Source organism: Rhodothermus profundi (assembly GCF_900142415.1).
GTDB lineage: Bacteria > Bacteroidota > Rhodothermia > Rhodothermales > Rhodothermaceae > Rhodothermus > Rhodothermus profundi.
Map to the genome: position 1 here is coordinate 353,680 of NZ_FRAU01000001.1, position 20,035 is coordinate 373,714.

The window sequence follows — 20,035 nt, forward strand, 5'->3', positions numbered from 1 at the left end:
CAGACCACTGTTGCAAAGATCAGGCCTGCTGTCCTGTGACTGTCCCGATCGGGATGCGCTGTACGCCTACCGTAAAGGTCTCCCCATCGATGTCGAATGTCTCTACGTGAGCTCCCGTAGGCTGCTCGGACGGTTGCAACGCTACGGCCAGCGTCTCGTTCCGGATCCAATCCCCATGGCGCGCCAGCGCCTGGGCCAGCCGTCCGCTTGCCTGGTAATAAACGGTAATGCGGTCGGTTACCTCAAATCCAGCTTTTTTACGCAGGTTCTGAATGCGGTTGATAACTTCCCGGGCCAATCCTTCCAGGATGAGCTCCTCGGTTCGGGTGGTGTCAAGCGCCACCGTTACTCCTTCTTCCTGGCCCACCAGCCACCCTTCAATGCCTTCACTTTTGATCTCCAGATCGTCGGGACCGAGCTCCACCTGCTGCCCCCCCACCTCCAGCACCAACCGTCCTTCCTGCAGATACCGGTCAATTTCTTCCTCAGTAAGCTGTGCCACGCGAGCCGCTACGCCTTTCATGAGCTTACCGAGACGCTTACCCAGGCGTCGATAATTCGGCTTAGCGGTGCGCCGCACCACCCGACTGGTCCCCTCCACATACTCAATGTCTTTGACGTTGACTTCTTCCAGAATGAGCGACCGTACCGACTCGACCACCTCACGTGCAACTCCGGTTCCGGTTACGACCAGAATACGAGGCAACGGTTGCCGCACGTTAATTCGCGCCTGGTTGCGCAGCGCCAGCACAATGGAAACAATGGTACGCGCCAGCGCCATGCGCTGCTCTAGCTTTGTATCGATCGCCCCACGCTCCACTTTCGGAAAATCAGCCAGATGCACCGATTCCGTCCCCTTCTTCTCACGACCATCCTGCAGAGCCCGATAAAGCCATTCGCTGAAAAATGGGGCAATAGGCGCCATCAACAGAGCGGTCGCTTCCAGGCATTCATAGACCGTCTGATAAGCAGCCTGCTTATCTCGTTCATTTTCCTGCTCTCCGGTGCGCGCGCTCCAGAAGCGCCGCCGCGAACGTCGGATGTACCAGTTCGACAATTCATCCACGAAGCGCTCAATGGCCCGGGCCGCCCGCGTCGGATGGTAGTCCTCGTAAGCAGCCTCCACCTCGGCTATCGTGCTGTTTAACCGGCTAATGATCCAGCGGTCCAGTTCCGTCCGCTCAGCAACCGGCATCCGGGTTGCCGGATAGACGAAGTCGTCTATGTTGGCATAAGTGGCAAAGAACGTATAGACATTTTCCAGCGTGTTAAAGAAACGGCGCCGGGTGGCCTCCAGCTCGCGTTCTGAAAACCGAAGATTTTCCCAGGGCGGCGCATTGCTGATCATGTACCACCGCACGGGATCGGCCCCGTAACGCTCCACGACCTCGAAGGGATCGACCACATTTCCCTTCGACTTGGACATTTTTTCGCCTTTCTCGTCAAGCACCAGCCCGTTAACCACGACGTGGCGGAAGGCTACGCTGTCCATGACCAGCGTAGCGATTGCATGCAGCGTGTAGAACCATCCCCGCGTTTGATCCACCCCTTCCGCAATGAAATCGGCCGGAAACGTACGTTGGAAGACCTCCTGATTCTCAAAGGGATAATGCCACTGCGCAAAAGGCATGGCACCTGAATCGAACCAGACGTCGATCAGGTCGGGCACGCGCCGCATGGTGCCGCCATCCGGGGCCGGCCAGGTAAGCCGATCCACATAGGGCCGGTGCAGGTCGAGCTCACCGGTCTCTGGATTGATCGCTTCCGGCGGAAACGTGCCGCCCAGCTTCTGGCGCAGCTCTTCAATTGAACCGATGACTTCGATGTAGTCTGGATTGCGATCGCTTTGCCAGATAGGAAGCGGCGTGCCCCAGTACCGCTGGCGACTCAGCGCCCAGTCCACATTGTTACGCAGCCACTCGCCAAAGCGTCCCTGGCCAATAGCAGGCGGATGCCACTGGATCGTCTCATTCAGGGCTATCATCCGGTCTTTGACGGCCGTGGTCCGGATGAACCAGCTCTCCACCGGGTAGTTCATCAACGGCGTGCCCTTACGCCAGTCGTGCGGATAGTTATGCCGATAGGTTTCCTGCCGGAAAAGCAGGCCCCGCTGCCGCAAATCGCGCAGAATAACCCGGTCGGCATCTTTAAACCACAGACCGGCCACCAGGGGCGCCTCGTCGGTAAACGTCCCTTCAGGCGTAATTGGATTAATCAGGGGCAACCCCTCTTTCTGCGCTGCTTCATAGTCTTCGGCCCCAAAGGCAGGTGCCATATGGACAATGCCGGTACCTTCTTCGGTGGATACAAAGTCGGCCGCAATGACGCGCCAGGCTTCGCCCTCCTTAAAGCGCTTTTTGAAGTACGGGAACAGCGGTTCGTAGAGCGTACCGACCAGCGCTCGTCCAGGAAACCGCTCGACCACTTCAGCCGATTCGTCATGCAGCACGTCCAACCGATCCTCCGCCAGAATCAGATATTCGGTTCCGTGCACTGCGTCTTCGCGACGCACTTTAACGTACGAGATGTCCTCTCCAACAGCCAGCGCAACGTTCGAGATGAGCGTCCAGGGCGTGGTTGTCCAGGCCAGCAGGTAGGTGCGCTCAGCGCCTCGCACGGGGAAACGCACGTAGGCGCTCGGGTCCTCTACCTCCTTGTAGCCCAGGCTCACCTCGTGCGAGGAAAGCACGGTACCAGAACCCGGGCTATACCACTGGATCTTGTAGCCTTTGTACAGCAGTCCCTTCTGGTAGATCTGCTTGATCAGCCACCAGACGGATTCGATATACGCATTTTCAAACGTGATATATGGATGCTCCAGATCCACCCAGTACCCAATGCGCTCGGTAAGCTGGTCCCAGAGTTCTTTGTAACGCAGCACGCTGCGGCGGCAGGCGGCATTGTATTTCTCAATACCAAAGGCCTCCACCTGCGCTCGCCCTTCCAGGCCCAGTTCCTTTTCAACTTCAATTTCCACCGGTAGCCCGTGCGTGTCCCAGCCCGCCTTACGCTCTACCCGGAATCCCTTCATGGTTTTGTAGCGGCAGAAAATGTCCTTGATCGTTCGGGCCAGAACGTGATGAATGCCGGGTTTGCCGTTGGCTGTAGGCGGTCCCTCGTAAAAGGAGAACGTGGGCCCCTGCTCCCGCTGCGCAATGCTGCGCTGGAAGATCTGGCGCTGCTTCCACCAGCGCAGGATTTCGCGCTCCATTTCGGGATGGCGAAACTGCGCAACCTGCTTAAAGCGCTTCATGCCTTTCGGTACCGACGGTTGACTGCTTGCGTCTGCGCATTCAGGAATCTCTGAAAAATACGCAATTCAGATGGCACGCGCGCTGCTGGCCCGTTAAGAATGCTGAAGAAACGCATGGCCTTCGCAAGGGCTTTTTCTTACCGTAGCTGCCTTCTTCTCCGGGGAAGCGGAGAAGCCATCTAGTTCCCAACGCTTTCACAAAAAAGGCCCGCTCCCCTGGTCGGGGGGCGGGCTCCGCGAGCGTCACCCCGTAACGCTTACGCAGCTTTTGCAGCCTACGACCGGACGTTAACTGGGCACCTTTTCCTGTTGCAGCAAACGCTCATAAGCGGGCAGCGTCATGAACTCGACGAATGTATCGGAGCGCACCAGTTCATCCAGCACTTCGGCGGCCTCCCGGTAATAGGCTGCGTCTCGGCCGCCCAGCTTGGCCAATTCTTCGTCCCGCACCTGGGCATACAGTTCAGGCGTAATAGGCCGGCCATCGTCCAGTTGGGCTTCGCGGTGGACCCACTGCCAGAGCTGAGCGCGGGCAATTTCAGCCGTAGCCGCATCTTCCATCAGATTGAAGATGGCGGCTGCCCCGTTGCCCGAAAACCACTGGTTCAGGTACTGGAGCGCTACACTTACGTTGTTGCGCAACCCGCTTTCCGTGATGCGTCCACCTGGCACCCGGAAGTCCAGGAGCTCCGCGGCGGTCACCTGTACGTCTTCACGCAAGCGGTCCTTCTGATGCGGCCGATCGCCCAGGTAGCGGTTAAACACTTCCTCGGCTACCGGCACCAGATCGGGATGCGCTACCCAGGTGCCGTCAAACCCCTGCCCGGCTTCCCGCTCCTTATCCTTGCGCACTTCGGCCAGCGCTCGCTCATTGACTTCGGGATTGCGACGCGAAGGAATGAAGGCCGCCATTCCGCCAATGGCATGCGCCCCGCGCCGGTGGCACGTCTTCACCAGCAACTCCGTGTACGCGTACATGAAGGGCACCGTCATTGTTACCTGCGCCCGATCCGGGAAGACCGGTGCCGTAGCATGGAATTTCTTGATGCAGCTAAAGATGTAATCCCAGCGCCCGGCATTTAACCCGGCGGCATGATCCCGCAGCTCGAAGAGAATCTCGTCCATTTCCAGGGCAGCCAGGATTGTCTCGATGAGCACCGTAGCACGGATCGTTCCGCGCGGAATGCCCAAGTAGTCCTGAGCAAAGTTGAAAACGTCGTTCCAGAGCCGGGCCTCCAGGTGGCTTTCAAGCTTTGGCAGGTAGAAATACGGTCCGCTTCCTCGCTCCAGCAACTCGCGGGCATTGTGGAAGAAATAGAGTCCAAAGTCAAACAGCGAGGCGCTGACCGGCTCCCCATCAATCCAGACGTGCCGCTCTTCCAGATGCCACCCGCGAGGACGCACCAGCAACGTGGCGAGCTGCTCCTTCAACCGGTACTCCTTCCCTTCCGGCGAAGTGTACTCCAGCGTGCGCCGCACCGCATCCATCAGATTCTTCTGCCCCCGCACTACGTTTTCCCAGGTGGGCGACAGCGCATCTTCAAAATCAGCCATGAAGACCCGGGCCCCGGAATTCAGGGCGTTGATCATCATTTTGCGATCGACTGGCCCGGTAATTTCCACGCGCCGGTCCTGCAAATCGTCGGGGCAGGGCGCCACCTTCCAGTCTCCTTCACGGATATGCCGCGTGTGAGCCAGAAAGTCCGGACGCTCCCCTTCCAGTAAGCGACGCCAGACTTCACCGCGACGAGCCAGCAGCCCCTTGCGAACCGCATTGAATTCACGATGCAACCCGGCCACAAATTCCAAGGCCTCGGGCGTCAACACCTGCTCGGCTTCAGCCAGCCGTGCACCTCGAATCTCAATACCTTGCATAGGTCCCTCCAGAATGATTGCTGGTTGCGCTGCTACAAACTTAGGATGCACTCTTGATTTTGTCAATAGATGAAATTATTTTTTATTAAACGAAAAACAAATCCAACGCTACGCACGGTTATGGCAACACGCAAACCTGGACGGACGCGCACCAGCGAGCCAACTGGTGTGCGGGCACTGGAGCGGGGATTGCGTCTGCTTGAGGAGTTGGGAGGCGGGGAAGCGCTCTCCCTTTCTGAACTGGCGCGGCGCACCGAACTAACGCCCAGCACCACCTATCGTCTGCTGGAAACGCTACGACGGCGACGCTTTGTTGACTGGGACGAAACCTCCGGGCTCTGGCGCATTGGGCTGCGTGCTTATCAAATCGGCCAGGCGTTCTGTCATCCGAACAGCCTTTCGTCGCTGGCCCTTGAGGCCATGCAGCAATTAGTTGCCAGCGTCAACGAAACGGTTAATCTCGCTGTACTCGACGGTACCGAAGCGGTTTACATTCAGCAGGTTGAAAGCAGTCAGATGCTGCGCATGTTCACACAACTGGGCGCCCGCGTGCCGCTACACTGCACGGGGGTGGGCAAGGTGCTCCTGGCCTGGCGGCCTCCCGAAGAAGTGCGTCGGCTACTGGGCCCTGAGCCATTGCCAGCCTTTACGCCGAATACGCTGACGCGTTTGGAGGCGATCCTGCAAGAACTGGCTCGGGTACAACAGCAGGGTTATGCGCTTGACCGCGAGGAACGAGAAATTGGCGTGCGTTGCCTGGCAGCTCCCGTGCGCGATGCAACCGGCCGCGTGGTGGCTGCCCTTAGCCTGTCGGCACCGGCCGTGCGACTACCGGACAGCCGGCTAACAGAGCTGGTACCGGCCGTACTGGAAACGGCTCAGACCCTTTCGTTGCGTCTGGGCTGGCAACCAGAAACTGCGTCGCTGCCGACAGGTCAGTCCAGTCCTACCTGAAAACGGGTGCGCAAGCGCTGCACGTGCAGGGCCAGCGCATTGCGCAGCTCATAGACTTCCTCATAAAGCGTGCGGTAGCGATGCGCTGTCATATAAGGAGCCAGGCGCAGCTCGGCCAATGTGGCCAGCGCCCGATTGGCCGTAATCAGGGCATGCCGCGCGCACACGATGTTACCGCCCAGCGTCTCCCGCTCATAGCCCAGCATATGCCCCTCAGCTAACTCCAGGGGAATCTGAGCCAGACAGGTGCAGAAGTGCACCAGGGCGCTGGTTTTAAGCGTGCCGGGCAGGCGGTTGGCCCATTCCAGCACAGCGTTGGCGAGCGCGCGGGCCTGGGCCATTAGGGCGCGGCAGGCTTCAGCCTCGGGGATGAGCGTCTCTTCGGCTTCGCTCTCCCCCTCACCGATGCCTTCCTCCTCAAACGGCCATCCGGCCTCGCGAGCCCGAAGCAATCCCTGAATTGCTGCCTGGCTCCAGCCGCGCGCTTCCAGAAAAGAACGCAAGCGCTGTCTCCAGGCCTGCACCTGGTCAGGCAGCGCATGCTCTGGATAGGGATCGTAGCGCGTAAAGGCAAAATAATCTTCCAGCAGGCGATCGATCTGGCGTCGACGCGCCTTCAGGTAGGCTTCCCAGCGCTCCTCATCCCAGATTTCACCCTCCCAAGGCAGCATTGCATAAGACGTCCATTAGGTTGAAGGCGCCGTCGTCTGCTGCCCCACGGCTTCGACAACGGCTTTCATCAGTCGGGTCAGACGGGGCTCGGCTTCAGCAGCCGCTGCCAACACGGCTTCAAGCGACAGGGGTTCGAGCGCATCGGGAAAGCACTCATCCGTAATGACCGAAATGGCCATCACGCGGAGGTTCATGTGGCGCGCCACAATGACTTCAGGCACTGTGCTCATGCCCACCGCGTCGGCCCCAATGAGCCTCAGAAAACGATATTCGGCTTTTGTTTCGAGATTGGGCCCCAGCACCGCAACGTAAACCCCCTGTTGGAGTTTGATGCCTAGCTCCAGCGCCTTCTCTTCGGCCAGGCGGCGCAGCTCTGGATCGTAGGGCTCGCTCATATCTGGAAAGCGCGGTCCCCACTCGTCGATGTTGGGTCCCACCAGCGGATTGTGCCCCTGCAGGTTGATGTGGTCGGTGATCAGCATCAGATCACCCCGGCGAAACAGCGGATTCATGCCGCCGGCTGCATTCGAAATAAGAAGCGTGTCAATGCCCAGCGTTGCCAGCACGCGCACCGGAAACGTTACCTGCCGGGGGGTATAGCCTTCGTAGAGATGGAAACGACCCTGCAATGCATAAACCGGCACCCCGCTTAGATGGCCAACAATCAACCGCCCGTGATGAGACTCAACGGTAGAGAGCGGAAAGTGGGGAATCTCGTCGTAAGGTAGCGTCATTTCCGCCTCAATTTCCCGGGCCAGTTCCCCCAGGCCCGTTCCCAGAATGATGCCTAGGCGTGGCCGCAGGGTCGTACGGTCCTGAATGTACGCGGCGGCCTCTTCAACGTGCGCGCGGTACGTCTTGACGTCGAACAGTGACTCCTGCATAGCGCTACTCAATCCAGATCTTTAAGGATACGACGAATTTTTTCGAATTCTTCGCTTACCTGTCCACTTTGCTGAGGCGTCTGCGTCTCACCGGAAGTCTGCGAAGGAGGCGGTGAGCCTACGATGCTCCGCACGGTCCATCCTTTTCGCTCTCCAGGCGTCTCCGAGGGAGCTGGTGTTTCGGGAGCGTCCGCAGCCTCGGGAGCCTCCGCCACTTCTGGTGGCTGCGGGTACGCCGTGAAGCGAGGCAGCGCAGGCGATTCAGCAGTCTCCGATAGCCCTTCCTGCGCTTCTTGAGCAAACGTCTCTGCCGAAGGGGCAGCAGCTTCTTCTGTTTCGGAGGGCGGCGTTTCGTACGAGGATGCAGCCGCTGCCTCCAGGGTCTTGCCGGATGTGTCGTCTCCAGCCGATGCTGAGGATTCAGCCTTCTGCTCCAGGGCACGCTGCTCGAACTTAGCCAGCACTTCCATTTCAGCCCGCAGGAAAGCCCGCAGCCGGGCGATCAGTTCATCGCGGCGCTCGGCAAGTTCAGCGATGCGTTGCTGCAATTGTCGCCGTTCCTGCTCCGCCTGCCAGCGGATTTCATCGGCCCGGTTTTTTGCTTCTTCAAGGATAAGGCGTGCCTTTCGCTCTGCCTGTTCAACAGTCTGACGGGCACTTTCGCGTGCCGTCTCCAGCGCTTGCTGCAACGCCTCTTCAATCCGTCGATAGTGCTCCAGCTTTTCCTCTAACTCTCGGATGCGTTCAGCCTGTCGGCGATGTTCGTCGAGCAGTTGCTGCCACTGCTCAGATACAGTCTGCAGAAAGGCCTGCACCTCCGTGATTTCATAGCCGCGAAACGCCCGCGTAAATTCTTGTTTGCGAATGTCCAGCGGGGTTAGTTTCATGGTAGCGCACCGGCTGGCTCAGGGTTCAGGCAAAGATAGGAAAAAAAGCGTCCCCCTGCACATTACTTCTCCAGACGTGGGCCAAACAGCGCGCTGCCCAGGCGTATATGCGTAGCGCCCTCTTCAATGGCCACCTCAAAGTCGCCGCTCATGCCCATGGACAGATAGCGCAGGCGCACGCGCGGGTTACGGCGCGGGTTGTACGTTTCGGCCAACTGGCGCAGCAGGCGAAACTGGGGCCGCACTGCCTCGGGGTCTTCGGCCGGCGCGGCCAGCGTCATGAGCCCTACGATTTCCAGATGCTCAAAGGGAGCCAGGGCGTCCAGAAAAGCATGCACGGCGTCAGGCTCCAGACCAAACTTGGTGGTCTCGCCGGAGACGTTCACCTGCACAAAGCAGGGCAACACGCGCTCGGCCATGGTTGCCCGTCGCTCCAGCGTTTCCGCCAGCCGCAGATTATCCAGGCTATGAAGCCAATCGGCATGAGCTACAACGTCTTTGGCCTTGTTGCGCTGTAGATGTCCGATCATATGCCAGGTAATGGCACCACCTTCAATCTGTCCAGGTAATACTGCGGCCTTGGCCACCAACTCCTGCACTCGGTTTTCACCAAAATGGCGCACTCCTGCTTCATAGGCCGCCTGCACTACAGAGATCGGAAACGTTTTGGTTACGCCAATGAGCGTGATCTCATCGGGACTACGTCCGACCCGCCGGCAGGCGCGGGCAATCCGCTCCTGAATGCGCGCCAGTCGTTCCTTGAGCGCAACGCTGTCTGCGACGTACTGCTCGGCCATGCGACCTGCGTTTTTTTGCAGCTCGAATGTTCAATCCCGGGGAAAAGGTTCCAACAGAGAAACCCGAAGGCTTGTGATGGGGTAGGCTAAGCAGTTTTTTCTTCCTTCCGAATCAGAGGTGATGCAACACAACACAAGGATGGCAGAATTTGGGGCCGCTTCAGAGAACGAACCAATCTGGTGGTACGAAACCGGTACCGATGACGTGACGCTGGGCTTCCGCATGCGGCTACTTCATCGGGAGCAAACCGCCTACCAACTGTTGGAAATCTACGAGCATCCTTTCTTTGGCCGCGTGTTGGTGTTAGACGGTAACCTGCAAACCACCCAGGGCGACGAGTTCATCTATCACGAGATGCTCACCCATGTACCGCTTCTAGGCGCTTTGCCGGCCAGCATGGAGGATGCTTCGGTGCTGATTATTGGAGGCGGCGACGGCGGCACGTTGCGCGAGGTGCTGCGCCACGACTGGGTTCGGCGGGTCGTCATGGTTGAAATCGACCCGGTAGTTATCGAGCGCTGCAAAGAATATCTGGGATTTCATGGCAACTACGACGATCCCCGGGTTACCCTGATTATTGGCGATGCGGCGCAATACGTGGCGGAAGAGGCACCGCGCCAGCAGCCGTTCGACGCCATTCTGGTGGATTCAACCGATCCGGTAGGTCCGGGCGAAGTGCTTTTTACGCCTGAATTTATTCGCAACGCCTGGGCCTGTTTAAAGCCCGGAGGCGTGTTTGCCCGTCACCTGTGCATGCCGCTGTTTGACGGTCCGGTTGTGCGCGATGGAGTTGCCCGGCTGCGTCAGGTGTTTCCTCGGGTTGAAGTTTACCAGGCTACCATCTTTACGTATGTAGGGGCCCAGATGGCGTTTGTGGCCTGCACAAAGGACGGTCACTCCGTCCGAGAACCGCAGCGCCTGCTGACAGCGCGCTACTACAATCCCGATGTGCATCGGGCCTCCTTTGCGCTGCCTACCTGGTGGATGACCGAGCTGATTGACGCTCCAGCGGCAGCAGCTGGATTGTAAACCTACCTGTCGCTCCAAAGCGCCAAAAGAAAGGCCGGGTTAACTCCCGGCCTTTCTTTTTGGTTGCCTTGCAGCGGTTGCTTACAGGTTCTTGATTTCGTTAATCAACTGCATTAGGGATTCCCGGGCATCGCCAAAGAGCATGCGCGTATTGGGCAGGTAGAAGAGTTCGTTTTCAATACCTGAATACCCGGGCCGCAAGCTACGCTTTAGCACCAGCACTGTTTTCGCCTGATCCACGTTCAGAATAGGCATGCCATAGATCGGGCTGCTCTGGTCGTAGCGAGCGGCTGGATTGACCACGTCGTTAGCCCCGATGACCAGCGCCACGTCGGCAGTGGCAAACTCGTCGTTGATTTCCTCCATTTCGAAGAGCTGATCATAGGGCACATTCGCTTCGGCGAGCAGCACGTTCATGTGTCCGGGCATGCGGCCGGCAACCGGATGAATGGCATACTTGACCTCCACGCCGCGCTCTTGCAGTAGATCTGCCAGCTCCCGCACCTGATGCTGCGCCTGGGCCACCGCCATGCCATACCCCGGCACGATAATCACTTTATTCGCATACGCCAGCAGAATGGCTGCATCTTCTACCGTGGCTTCGTGGACCGTCTTACCTTCAGCAGCCGCCACTGCTCCTCCTTCCCCTGCCTCGCCTCCGAATCCGCCCAGCAGCACGTTGAGCAGCGAACGGTTCATTGCCTCGCACATGATCCGCGTCAGGATCAATCCCGAAGCGCCCACCAGTGCCCCGCTGACGATCAGTGCCGTATTGTCCAGCACAAACCCGGTAGCAGCCGCAGCGAGTCCTGAGTAGGAGTTGAGCAACGAGACCACTACCGGCATGTCGGCCCCTCCAATTGGGATCACCAGCAGCACGCCCAGCACGAGCGCCAATCCGGAAAGGACTACCATGCCCCACACAACCGGATCGGAAACCGCTGGAAAGGTATTGGCACCGGCCACCACGAATCCCATCGACACCAGCGCACCCAGCGCGATCAGCAGCGTCAGCAGGCGCATCCCCGGGAAAATGACCGGATTACCTGTAATGTATCCCCCCAGCTTGCCAAAGGCCACAAAGCTGCCGGAGAAGGTGACCAGACCGATCAGCACGCTGAGCACTACCGTGATGGCCTGCACGGCATCGAAGGGTACCTGTTCAAGCGCCGGCAGCAGAGCAGCAAGCGCCACGGTGGAATTTTCAGGAATCAGGTAGCGGGCTACCTCGGCCGCGGCGACCAGAGCCGAAGCCAATCCGCCAAATCCGTTGAAGGCGGCCACCAGCTCGGGCATGGCCGTCATTTCGACGCGTCGCGCCAGCACGGCGCCAATCGTCCCCCCGATGACCAGGCCGGCAATCATTTCAATCGGGGTAATGATCTCGTGCAGAAAGAGCGTGGCTACTACGGCCAGCAGCATGCCCAGGGCTGCTAGCTGGTTGCCTCCTCGAGCAGTTTTAGGGGATTGCAGCCGTTTCAACCCGAAGATAAACAGGGCGGCTGCCACCAGATAGGTCAGATCAATCAGCGTGGTCTTCATGGGTACGCTCTGGATGGATGGCCGTCCACATGAGATCAGGACACAGTAGCCGGTTCGGCTGCCTCCGTCTTTGCGGCAGGAGCCTGCGCAGGTGCTCGCCGCTCCCGTGCCTTGAACATTTGCAACATTCGATCGGTCACCAGAAAGCCGCCCACCACATTAATCGTGGCGGCAATCAGGGCAACCATGCCCAGCCATTTCGACCAGGTGCCGCCCACCATACCCGCCACAACCAGGGCTCCTACAATGGTAATTCCACTGATCGCGTTAGAGCCCGACATGAGCGGAGTGTGCAGCGTCTGCGGCACCTTACTGATAACTTCGAACCCTACAAAGGCAGCCAACACAAAAATGATCAGGTTGTCTAGCATAGCTCCCCCTATCGGTCTGTTCTACCAAATCGTCCGGTTCAGGCAGCCAGCAACGCCCGAACGCGCTCATTAACCACTTCGCCGTTGTAGGTCACGCAGGCGCCTTTGAAGATTTCGTCTTCAAAGTTAGGCTGGAAGCCTTCCGAGGTGGCGAATTCCTGAATCATAGCCAGCAGGGTACGTGCATACATCTGGCTGGCATGCACCGGCATTTCGGCAGGGAGGTTGAGCGGTCCCACAATCTGAACCCCGTTGCGCACTACCGTTTCGCCGGGTTGCGTCAGCACACAGTTGCCTCCGTTCGGGGCCGCCAGATCAATGATCACCGAGCCGGGCTGCATCGCTTCCACCGCCTCTTCTGTGATCAGCACAGGTGCCCGGCGGCCCGGCACCTGGGCAGTGGAAATCACCACATCGGACCGCCCGATATGGGGCACCAGCAACTGCGCCTGCTGCCGCTGTTTTTCCTCAGCCAGCGCTTTGGCGTAGCCTGATACATCCTGCGCGTCGGGCACCTCAAAGGGCAGCTCTACAAACGTTGCGCCCAGACTTTGCACTTCCTCTTTGACCACATCGCGGATGTCATAGGCCGACACCCGCGCTCCCAACCGCCGCGCGGTGGCAATAGCCTGCAAACCAGCTACACCGGCGCCCAACACCAGCACGCTGGCCGGCCGCACCGTCCCAGCCGCTGTTGTCAGCAACGGGAAGAATTTAGGCAGCAAATTGGCCGCAATGAGCACGGCCTTATAGCCGGCCACGGCTGCCATGGCCGAGAGTGCATCCATTTTCTGAGCCCGCGAAATGCGCGGCACCAGCTCCATCGCCAGCGCCGTTACCCCCTGACGGGCCAACTTTTCGGCCAGCTCAGGATGATCCAGGGGACTTAAAAATCCGATAAGCACACTGCCTGACCGCAGCAGCGCGATTTCCTCCTCCGAAGGAGGCTGAACATGGACCACCAGATCGGCAGCCCACGCTTCCTCTTGCGTCACAATCCGGGCGCCCGCAGCTTCATAAGCTGCGTCGGAAAAGAACGCCCCCTCCCCTGCTCCTCGGGCCACCCGCACCTCCATTCCCTGCTGCGCCAGGCGCTTCACCACATCAGGCACCAGAGCTACCCGCCGTTCACCGGCAGCCGTTTCGGCCGGAACGCCAATTTGCAAGGCCATAATCAGAGGACTGGTTAGGATTTACGGATAAAAAACCGTACTCCTGTTATTTTTTCAACCTGGCAGTAATAAACATTGAAAAAAGGCGTCCGGCAATGCCTTTTCACTGTTTGACCAATCCATCACATAAAATCAACCGTATCTTTGCTCAAAATAGTCCATAAAGGATATAAGAGCCTCCACTGCTTCAATCGGGCAGGCGTTGTAGATGGAAGCGCGCAATCCTCCTACAGAGCGATGGCCTTTCAGGCCAATAAGGCCCGCCTGTTTGGCTTCTTCGACAAAGCGCTGTTCCAACTCTTCAGAGGGCAGCCGGAAGGTTACATTCATCTTAGAGCGCGAGCCAGGCTCGGCAGTCCCACGATAGAAGTCACTCCGATCAATGCGTTCGTACAGCAGTTGGGCCTTTCGGTTATTAATAGCTTCCATGGCAGGCAGCCCACCCAACCCCTCCAGCCAGCGCAATACCTTCTCTACAAGGTAGACGGCAAAGACCGGCGGCGTATTGAAGATCTTGCCGACGTGCGTGCCGTAGTCCAGCATCGTAGGCAGCGGTTGATTGCGGCGCTGCAAAAAGTCCTCCCGAATCAGCACCACAGTCACGCCGGCTGGTCCTACGTTCTTCTGGGCTCCTGCGTAGATCAGTCCATACCGCTCCGGCGTGATGCGCCGGCTTAAGAAATCGCTGGAAGCATCACATACCAGGGGGACTTCAACCTCGGGTTCGGTCTGAAATTGCGTGCCATAGATGGTATTGTTCGACGTAAAGTGCAGATAAGCGGCTCGGGGATCTACCTCCCAGGTAGAAGGATCTGGAATGTAGCTGAAGTTGCGGTCTTCACTGCTGGCGGCCACGCGCGCATTGCCCAGGAATTTTGCTTCTTTGTAGGCCTTCTTGGCCCATGATCCGGTAATCAGATAATCAGCAGAACCGTCTTTGGGCAGGAAGTTCAGTGGCACCTGATGAAATTGCAGGGAGGCACCGCCTTGCAGAAAAAGTACGTGCCACTCCTCCCCCAGTCCTAGCAGCTTTCGAAGTAGCGTCTTGGCTGAGGCATCAATGGCGGCGTATTCAGGAGAGCGGTGGCTGATCTCCAGTACCGACGTTCCCAGATTTCGGTAAATGGGCAGTTCTTCCTTGACTTCCAGGAGAACCGACTCGGGCAAAGCAGCAGGACCGGCCGAAAAGTTGTAGACGCGACCGCTTGCTGTGCGAAACACCGGGGTTTGAAGCGCTGTAGGCTGCGTCATGGCTGCTTCTCGGGTTTTGAGGGTTCCAGCGGAATCAGTGAAACGGCGAGCACATCGGGTAGTGCCGCGATGCGTTGCACTACCGTTTCGTCAGGTCGTCCGTCAAAGCGGATGCGCGCGCAGGCAGCACGCGCACCGGCAAAAATCAGGTTCTCCATTTCCTGCACGTTCCAGTTTGCGCGTCGCACCTCGTCCAGCACCGACGCCAGCACCCCCACCTTGTCGAGGTGGCGCACCGTTAGCAGGTGCGTGGCCGGTGAGTGGACTTCCAGGTTAACGCAGTTGGGCGCATGTCCCGTTTCAAGATAGGTTTTGATGACACGCACCACTTCATCAGCAATGGCCTCCTGGGCCTGCTGCGTTGAAGCGCCAATGTGATGCGTAAAGTACACCTGGGGATGCCCGGCCAATGGATGCGCAAATGGACCCGCCTTGGCAGCCGGCTCCCCTTCCATGACGTCCAGTGCAGCGCGGATGCCGCGGTGCTCCAGCGCCCAGGCCAACGCCTCTTCGTCAACTAGGGAGCTCCGACTGGTATTGATAAAGTAGGCTCCGGGCCGCATGGCCTCAAAGAAATCCCGGTTGGCCAGGTGTCGCGTCTCTGGCGTAGCCGCCAGATGAAGCGTCACAATGTCGGCGCTGGCCGCTACTTCCCGCGGACTGTCTTTACGAATGACCCCCAACGCCTGGGCCATTTCATCGGTCAACGAGCGGCTCCAGGCCACAACCGTCATCTCAAAGGCATGGGCCCGCCGGACTACTTCCCGGCCAATGTGGCCCAGACCGATGACGCCCAGCGTGCGTCCTTTGAGCCCGCGTCCCTTGCTGTAGGCTGCTTTGTTCCACCGACCTTCCCGGGCATCCTGCACATTTTCCGGAATGAATCGGTCCAGCGCAAGGATCAGCCCGAATGTAAGTTCGGCCACAGCGACTGCATTCTTCCCCGGGCAATTAGCCACGAAGATTCCTCGATCAGAGGCGGCCGCTACGTCAATGGTATCGTAGCCGGCGCCAGCGCGGATAATCAGTTCTAGCGCCGGTGCCGCGCTCATCATGTCGGCCGTCACCCGGGTGGAACGCACCACAAGGATTTCCGGGTTGAGGGAAGCAAGGGCTTCGGCCAGGGCCGCATCTTTCAGCTCAGGGCGGTCATGCACGATCAGCCCTGCAGCTCGAAGCGCTTCCAGACAACGCGCTTCTAACTTGTCAGCAATGAGCACCTGCATGGCACGTTACTTTTTTCAGTCAAACACGTGGATGAGCAAGCCGCTGCGCAGCTTCGGTTCAAACCAGGTAGATTTGGGCGGCATCAGCAGGCCTGCGTCCGAAACCGCTACCAACTCATCAATGCTGGTCGGGTACATCGCAATAGCCAGCGCCACCTCTCCCCGATCCACCATCTCTTTCAACGCGTTCAACCCTCGGATCCCTCCCACAAAATCCAGGTTCGGATCCGTTCGCGGATCGGTTATCCCCAGCACAGGTTCCAGGATATGTTCGTTCAGACGGGCCACGTCCAACTGATCGGCCACCGTATTGCGCTGCGACGGTGGCAGCACCACGCGGTGCCAGCTCCCCTCCAGATAGATCGTAATGGTCCCACGAGCCGGCGGCGCAGGATCCGCTACGTTGCGCGTCACCTCCATACGCGCTTCCAGCGCCTGCAAAAACGCTTCCGGCGACATCGGAAGCTTACGGATTACCCGATGGTATGGCAGAATTTGCAACTGGCTCATGGGGAACAGCACGGCCGGAAAAATTTCGTACTCGGCCAGTCCCTCATGCTGCGGTTCCTGCTGGCGCAGCACTGCAGCCGCCCGAGCAGCCGCTGCGCATCGATGGTGCCCATCAGCCACGTAAACCCGCGCTACCGCCTGAAACGCTTCCCTTAACGCATTCGGCTCGTCGACTTTCCAGATAGTATGCCGAACGGCATCGTCGGCCACAAAATCATACAGCGGCTTTTCTTTCGTAATCTGCTCTATCTGCCGGTCAATCGCCTCCTGATCCGGATAGGTCAGCATGACCGGCTCCGCGTGCGCGCGCTGCTCCAAGATATGCCGCGTGCGATCCGCTTCTTTGTCGGGTCGCGTCTTCTCATGCCGCACGATGCGCCCGTCCTCATAGGCAGCTACCGGCACGCAGCCAAACACGCCGGTTTGCACATGCGCCCCCATCTGCTGCCGATAAACGTACAGGGCAGGTGCCGCATCCTGGACAAATACGGAACTCGACCGAAACCGCCGCAGGTTCTCCGCTCCCTTGGCATAGACCGCCTCATCATGTTCATCCGTGCTTTCAGGCAGGTCAATTTCAGGGCGGATAACATGCAGAAAACTCCAGGGCTTGCCGGCCGCCAGCTTTCGCGCTTCTTCCGTACTTACCACATCATATGGGGGCGAAGCAACTTCGGCAGCCTTCTCGGGAATCGGTCGCAATGCACGAAAGGGATACAACAGCGACATTGGTTACTCACAGGTTGTCAAACGTTTGGAAGTAGACTATAAGTTAACAACAGGCGAATTCTGATAGTAGAAATCATATAAATTTGATCTGCATCTCCCCTGAAACTTCACTTGACGTTTTGTCGTTACAGGGCGTAGCTTGCGAGCAACATCGCGGGGTGGAGCAGCTGGTAGCTCGTCGGGCTCATAACCCGAAGGTCGCGGGTTCGAATCCCGCCCCCGCTACTATGCCAGGCGCCTGACCTTCTAGGTCAGGCGCCTTTTTTTGTTCATTGTACTGCCCATCTTTTGGCCGCTCGATTTAAGTCCTCGTCCGAACGGCCGATTCTACCACAGACCGTAGCCCCCGTGTACCTTAACCCAAACCCTTAAAAGACCATGCGTAACCCTCGACTGCTTGCCGTACTCGTTGTCCTGGCGACTACCGCCTTTGCGCTGCTGCCAGAACGGGCCACCGATGTTACGCCTATCCAGCAGCTCTTTCTGATCAAGGAGCTCAAGCCAGACATCGCGCGCATCGGGGTAATCTGGGATAAGAACACGGCCAATCGCGACAAAATTTTGCCGCAATTAGAACGGGCCTCGGCAGCTACGGGCATTAAGGTCATTGTCGGAGAAGTTGCCAACCTGCAGGAAGTAGGCCCTCAGTTTCGGACGTTGCTGCGCGAGCACAAAATCGAAGCGCTGTGGATTCTGGAAGAGGCTGGCCTGCTCGGGCAATCCGCTACGCGCAGCTTTTTAATTAAGAGTGCTACGCAGGCCGGTATGCCGGTCTTTGCGCCATCCGAAACCTGGCTGAAAGAGGGAGCCTGCGTTACCTGGCGTAAGGATGCCAGTGGCATTCAACTGGTGGTCAACAAGGCCGTGGCCGAGGCCATGGGCATTACGATTCCGGCCAAATATCAGGATCGGACAGCCTTCCTGGCTATGAACTGAATGTTTCACCAGCAGCTTACAGGTAGTTATGGAAGATCTGCGGACCCATTCACTACGGGCGTGGCTGACCCGGATGAACCTGCGTCAGCGCTTCATCCTGTTTCTGGGCGGGCTGGCAACGTTGACGTTTATTGCCTTCTTCGTCTACGCCCAGTATGCCACGCAGGTCACCGAAGAGGAGTTCGCGCAGCGAGGCCACCTGCTGGCGCAAACGCTGGCCCGCCAGAACGGCCTGGCCCTGTTGATGCAGGACACCAACGGCCTGCAGCAGGAGCTTGAACAAACGCTGGCTTCAGGCTACGCCATAGCGGGTGCCTTCCTTAACCAGGAAGATAGCGTTGTAGCAGCCCAGAACCTGGAGACGCTGCGCCCGGAAGACCTGGCCCCACCGTCCGACACCACGGCGGAAGCTCGCTTGCGCTGGAGCAAAACGCAGGCAGGGGTTCCCGTATTGATTGCCCAGGCACCCGTCACACTCGGAAGCGACGGGCAACAGCTAGGACGCGTGCTGGTAGCCATTCCTGCTGAGTCTGTCCAGGCCCAGCAGCGCACGGGCTTCTGGCTGTCGATGCTGATTGCGGCGTTTATCACGCTGGTGGTGTGGCTGATTCTGGTGGTGGTTCAGCGAACCGTCGTGCGGCCGGTTGATCAGTTGCGCCAGGCAGCCCGCGCTGTTGAGCAGGGAGACCTGAGCGTCCGGGTTGCTATTGATCAGCAGGACGAAATCGGCCAACTGGCCGCCTCTTTCAACGCCATGGTTGAGGCCAGCGAGCGCAATATGGAGGCGCTGCGCGAGCAGCAAGAAGCTGCAGAGGCGGCCCGCAAGCAGGCAGAATCCCTGCGCCGACAGGCCGAAGAAACCAGCCGACGCCTGCAGGAACGTTTTCGCCAGATCTCGCAGGTCATTGCAGCCGTAACCCGCGGTGACCTGACCCACCGGCTTGAGGTGCCTGACGATGATGAGGTAGGCGCCCTCATGCGCCAGATCAATCAGATGATCGAAGATCTGACAGCGCTGGTACGGGAAATTCACGCCACGGGCAACGCCCTGGCCGAAGTTGCGCATAACGTGTCGACTTCGGCCGAGGAAATGTCGGCCGGCGCCAGCAGCCAGGCCCATCAGACCATGGAGGTGGCCACAGCTATTGAAGAAATGACGCAGACCATTGCCTCCTCCGCGCAGAACGCGCACGAAGCGAATCGTATGGCCAAACGGGCCTCCGAGCTGGCTGCAAGTGGTGAAGAAATCTTTCGGAGAACCACCGAGGGCATGCATCGCATTGCCACCATCGTTAAGGATTCCACCCAGAAGGTCATGGCCCTCGGTGAATCCAGCGCGCAGATCGGCGAAATCATCCAGGTGATCAGCAGCATTGCCGACCAGACGAACCTGCTGGCGCTTAATGCTGCTATTGAAGCGGCGCGCGCGGGAGAGCAAGGCCGTGGATTTGCCGTGGTGGCCGACGAAGTGCGCAAACTGGCCGAGCGCACGACCAGTGCTACCAAGGAAATTGAGCAAATGATCACCCGCATTCAGCAGAATACCAGCGAGGTGGTCGACTCCATGACTAAAGGCAATGCGGAGGTGGAAGCCGGTCTGAAGCTGGCCGATGATGCCTCGCATGCCTTCGGCGAAATTCTGCAGGCCATTGACCAGATGGTGCTGATGATCAACCAGATTGCCTCGGCCAGCGAACAGCAATCGGCCACCAGCAGCCAGATTTCGCAGAGCGTCGAGGAGATTTCGTCGGTGGCCAACGAGGTCTCGCGCGCCACTTCCGAACTGGCGGCTACGGCCAATGTGCTGAACCAGCACGTGCTGCAAATGCGTCAGCTTATCGAACGCTTCCGCATTCGACAGGAAAGCGGTGCGTCCACGGAAGTGGCGTCGCCTATTGGAGACGGGCTGTAGGCCACACGGGGGAGGTTCAAAAAGGCTGCCCAGA

General features: G+C 58.7%; 16 protein-coding genes and 1 tRNA gene. 5 read left to right on the plus strand and 12 right to left on the minus strand.

Annotated elements, in window-relative coordinates; translation table 11 throughout:
- Window positions 1-19: 19 nt before the first annotated feature.
- Both ileS and aceB read right to left on the minus strand, forming a co-directional pair.
- On the minus strand, window positions 20-3,253 hold the full coding sequence (gene ileS, locus BUA15_RS01540; protein WP_072714185.1) for an isoleucine--tRNA ligase: 3,234 nt from the start codon (window positions 3,251-3,253) through the stop codon (window positions 20-22).
- A gap of 288 nt (window positions 3,254-3,541) precedes the next feature.
- Window positions 3,542-5,128, minus strand: coding sequence for a malate synthase A (gene aceB, locus BUA15_RS01545; RefSeq protein WP_072714576.1), 1,587 nt, complete (start codon window positions 5,126-5,128; stop codon window positions 3,542-3,544).
- A 120-nt stretch (window positions 5,129-5,248) separates the two neighbouring features.
- On the opposite strand from aceB, the gene BUA15_RS01550 reads away from it, so the two are divergent.
- Window positions 5,249-6,082 carry an IclR family transcriptional regulator gene (locus BUA15_RS01550; protein ID WP_072714577.1) on the plus strand — a complete coding sequence of 278 codons (834 nt, stop codon included), beginning with the start codon at window positions 5,249-5,251 and terminating at the stop codon, window positions 6,080-6,082.
- On the opposite strand, the gene BUA15_RS01555 is transcribed toward BUA15_RS01550, so the two are convergent.
- The 4 genes from BUA15_RS01555 to BUA15_RS01570 all read right to left on the minus strand — a co-directional run bounded on the left by BUA15_RS01555 (window position 6,064) and on the right by BUA15_RS01570 (window position 9,322).
- Entirely contained in the window at window positions 6,064-6,753 is a 690-nt protein-coding gene (locus tag BUA15_RS01555) for a hypothetical protein (protein ID WP_072714187.1), read from the minus strand. The genes BUA15_RS01550 and BUA15_RS01555 overlap by 19 nt on opposite strands.
- A gap of 15 nt (window positions 6,754-6,768) precedes the next feature.
- Window positions 6,769-7,638, minus strand: coding sequence for a purine-nucleoside phosphorylase (locus tag BUA15_RS01560; protein ID WP_072714189.1), 870 nt, complete (start codon window positions 7,636-7,638; stop codon window positions 6,769-6,771).
- An 8-nt stretch (window positions 7,639-7,646) separates the two neighbouring features.
- The gene (locus BUA15_RS01565) at window positions 7,647-8,525 is read right to left on the minus strand and encodes a DivIVA domain-containing protein (protein WP_072714191.1); all 879 of its coding nucleotides are present in this window, start codon (window positions 8,523-8,525) and stop codon (window positions 7,647-7,649) included.
- Window positions 8,526-8,587: 62 nt separating this feature from the next.
- Window positions 8,588-9,322: a YggS family pyridoxal phosphate-dependent enzyme gene (locus BUA15_RS01570; protein ID WP_072714193.1), complete on the minus strand. Its 735-nt coding sequence runs from the start codon at window positions 9,320-9,322 to the stop codon at window positions 8,588-8,590.
- 139 nt (window positions 9,323-9,461) lie between these two features.
- Between BUA15_RS01570 and speE the strand changes: the two genes are divergently transcribed.
- On the plus strand, window positions 9,462-10,352 hold the full coding sequence (gene speE / locus BUA15_RS01575; RefSeq protein WP_084660492.1) for a polyamine aminopropyltransferase: 891 nt from the start codon (window positions 9,462-9,464) through the stop codon (window positions 10,350-10,352).
- 81 nt (window positions 10,353-10,433) lie between these two features.
- Here speE and BUA15_RS01580 read toward each other — a convergent pair whose 3' ends face one another.
- From BUA15_RS01580 to BUA15_RS01605, 6 genes are all read right to left on the minus strand, one after another.
- Window positions 10,434-11,894 (minus strand): NAD(P)(+) transhydrogenase (Re/Si-specific) subunit beta, encoded by a 1,461-nt coding sequence (locus BUA15_RS01580; RefSeq protein ID WP_072714195.1) that lies wholly within the window; start codon window positions 11,892-11,894, stop codon window positions 10,434-10,436.
- Window positions 11,895-11,929: 35 nt separating this feature from the next.
- On the minus strand, window positions 11,930-12,277 hold the full coding sequence (locus BUA15_RS01585) for an NAD(P) transhydrogenase subunit alpha part 2 (RefSeq protein WP_178139374.1): 348 nt from the start codon (window positions 12,275-12,277) through the stop codon (window positions 11,930-11,932).
- A gap of 26 nt (window positions 12,278-12,303) precedes the next feature.
- Entirely contained in the window at window positions 12,304-13,437 is a 1,134-nt protein-coding gene (locus BUA15_RS01590; RefSeq protein WP_072714199.1) for a Re/Si-specific NAD(P)(+) transhydrogenase subunit alpha, read from the minus strand.
- A 132-nt stretch (window positions 13,438-13,569) separates the two neighbouring features.
- The gene (gene serC / locus BUA15_RS01595; RefSeq protein ID WP_072714201.1) at window positions 13,570-14,688 is read right to left on the minus strand and encodes a 3-phosphoserine/phosphohydroxythreonine transaminase; all 1,119 of its coding nucleotides are present in this window, start codon (window positions 14,686-14,688) and stop codon (window positions 13,570-13,572) included.
- Window positions 14,685-15,914: a 3-phosphoglycerate dehydrogenase family protein gene (locus BUA15_RS01600; protein ID WP_072714202.1), complete on the minus strand. Its 1,230-nt coding sequence runs from the start codon at window positions 15,912-15,914 to the stop codon at window positions 14,685-14,687. Before BUA15_RS01600 ends, serC begins: the two co-directional genes overlap by 4 nt.
- Before the next feature lie 15 nt (window positions 15,915-15,929).
- Window positions 15,930-17,153: a DUF1015 domain-containing protein gene (locus BUA15_RS01605; RefSeq protein ID WP_072714203.1), complete on the minus strand. Its 1,224-nt coding sequence runs from the start codon at window positions 17,151-17,153 to the stop codon at window positions 15,930-15,932.
- 152 nt (window positions 17,154-17,305) lie between these two features.
- Here BUA15_RS01605 and BUA15_RS01610 point away from each other — a divergent pair.
- The 3 genes from BUA15_RS01610 (at window position 17,306) to BUA15_RS01620 (ending at window position 20,001) form a co-directional block, all read left to right on the plus strand.
- Window positions 17,306-17,378, plus strand: a tRNA-Met gene (locus tag BUA15_RS01610).
- Window positions 17,379-17,531: 153 nt separating this feature from the next.
- On the plus strand, window positions 17,532-18,089 hold the full coding sequence (locus BUA15_RS01615; RefSeq protein ID WP_072714204.1) for an ABC transporter substrate binding protein: 558 nt from the start codon (window positions 17,532-17,534) through the stop codon (window positions 18,087-18,089).
- Between the two features lie 28 nt (window positions 18,090-18,117).
- Window positions 18,118-20,001, plus strand: coding sequence for a methyl-accepting chemotaxis protein (locus BUA15_RS01620; RefSeq protein ID WP_072714205.1), 1,884 nt, complete (start codon window positions 18,118-18,120; stop codon window positions 19,999-20,001).
- Window positions 20,002-20,035 lie beyond the last annotated feature (34 nt).